Consider the following 2,218-nt stretch of genomic DNA (forward strand, 5'->3'; position numbering starts at 1 on the left):
TGCCGCAACGAGGTTGATGATCGTTTGTTTCTCGTCAGCAATCTGGGCTATGCGCGGGTGTAGCCCCGCGTCCTCGAAGAGTTTCATCGTCAGGTCATAGCTGTGCGGGCGAGAGCGACGCTCGGGCACGATGAGGGGCTCGTCTCGCAGTTCATCGACTGAGATCCGCTCGCGGGTCGCGAGCGGATGCATGACGGGCAGTGCAATAACGGGTGTTTCGTGAGTCAGGGTGCGAAAAGCCAGATTCCGGTTCAGTCCGTCTCCGGGTCGAATGAAGACGATATCCAGACGCCCGGCAATCAGTTTCGGTATGAGACGTATCGACTTGTCTTCGACAAGTTGAGTGATGATCCCAGGGCATCGCACTCGAAAATCATGCAGTAACGGCGGTATAAGACCTGCGGCAGCGCTGTCTATCGCGCCTATGCGGAGCACGGTCGCCTGCTGGGTTTTCCTCGATCGAAACTCTTCCGCGAGTGCTTGCAGGCGATGGAGAAGGGGCCTCACCTCTTCGAGCAGGGCGGCTCCGTCTTCCGTTAACGAGACACTCCGCGTCGTACGGGACATGAGGCGGGTGCCCAGGGATTCTTCGAGCAATCTGACATGCCTTCCCAAGGATGCTGGGAGCAATCCCATTTTTTGAGCTGCTCTGCCGAAATGCAGTTCTTCGGCAACTGCTACAAAGCACTTCAATTGTTCCAATTCCATGGAGCACCGATTGTATCATTTGATTATATAATTAGAGCAACATAGCGTTGAAGGGAAGCGAGGATTAGCGTCTGTTGATGACGCAGGAGGTGCGTCGAATTGATCATTGGGAGGAGTTCGCTATGAATGGCGACCTGGAGACGCGCGTCCTGCGCAAAATCACTCTGCGCATCGTGCCGTTCATTATGGCACTTTATCTCATCGCCTTCATCGACCGGGTAAACATCGGCTTTGCGGCATTGACGATGAACGAGGATCTCGGGTTTTCGCCGACCGTATTCGGCATCGGCGCAGGCATTTTCTTCATCGGCTATTTCCTGTTCGAAGTGCCTTCGAACCTCATCCTGAACAAGGTTGGCGCTCGCATCTGGATCGCCCGCGTCATGATCACCTGGGGACTGGTCTCCGGTGCCATGGCTTTCATTCAGGGAACGACAAGTTTTTATACGCTGCGTTTCCTTCTCGGTATCGCGGAAGCCGGGTTTTTCCCAGGCATCATCCTCTATCTCAGCTTTTGGTTTCCCGCCCGTCGCAGAGCAGCGGTAACGGCGATGTTCATGGCAGCAGCACCGATTGCGACAGCCATTGGGTCGCCGATTTCCGGTGCACTGCTGGAGATGCACGGATTTCTGGGTCTCACCGGTTGGCAGTGGATGTTCCTGATCGAGGCAGTTCCTGCGATCGTGCTCGGCGTGGTCGTGCTGTTCTACCTGACCGACCGCCCGGAGAAAGCTAACTGGCTGACGACCGAAGAGCGGAACTGGCTGGTGGAAACAATGGTTAAAGAGAACGCTGGAAAGTCGAAGGCGAGCCACAGTGTGTGGTCCGGCCTGGCGGATCGGCGCGTTCTTGCCCTTGCGCTCGTCTACTTCGGCACGTCCGCCGGCCTTTACACGTTGGGAATCTGGGCGCCGCAGATCATCAAGGAGTTCGGTCTGTCGTCCTTCCAGGTCGGCATGCTGAATTCAATCCCAGCGATATTCGCTGTCGTCGGCATGGTTCTATGGGCACGCCATTCCGACAAGTCGGGCGAAAGAACCTGGCATGTGGTGGCCGCCTGCCTGCTCGCCTCGGCGGGGCTTGCCTTCGCGACTGGTGCAACCACTGTCTTCGCCGTCCTTGCTGCGCTGACCCTGGTCAATATCGGCATCAGCGCGTCGAAACCACCGCTTTGGAGCATGCCCACGCTCTTCCTCTCCGGGCCGGCGGCCGCAGCGGGTATTGCCACCATCAATTCGATTGGCAACCTGGGTGGCTTCGTTGGTCCCTCGATGATCGGCTGGATCAAGGACGTCACCGGCAGTTTTGCGGGTGGCCTCTACTTCGTCGCCGCATTGCTGGTCGTATCCGCGATCGTGACGCTCGTGCTGTCGCGCACCGCATCGGAAAACGGGGCCAAGGTCGCCTCAGTCCAAAATCGTTAAATCTCAAAGTGGAGCATAGACATGCGTGAATACAAGATTGCAGCGATCCCTGCGGATGGGATTGGCCCAGAGGTGATAGCGGCGGG

2 protein-coding genes are annotated in these 2,218 nt (G+C 57.3%); one reads left to right on the plus strand and one right to left on the minus strand.

The window, feature by feature from the left end; all coding sequences use genetic code 11:
* Positions 1-708 (minus strand): LysR family transcriptional regulator (locus tag A3AY_RS0128475; protein WP_018329079.1); only part of this gene is annotated, 708 nt, incomplete at its 3' end.
* A gap of 122 nt (positions 709-830) precedes the next feature.
* On the opposite strand from A3AY_RS0128475, the gene A3AY_RS0128480 reads away from it, so the two are divergent.
* The gene (locus tag A3AY_RS0128480) at positions 831-2,132 is read left to right on the plus strand and encodes an MFS transporter (protein ID WP_018329080.1); all 1,302 of its coding nucleotides are present in this window, start codon (positions 831-833) and stop codon (positions 2,130-2,132) included.
* The last annotated feature ends 86 nt before the right edge of the window (positions 2,133-2,218 follow it).

The organism is Rhizobium giardinii bv. giardinii H152, from assembly GCF_000379605.1.
Classification (GTDB): domain Bacteria; phylum Pseudomonadota; class Alphaproteobacteria; order Rhizobiales; family Rhizobiaceae; genus Pararhizobium; species Pararhizobium giardinii.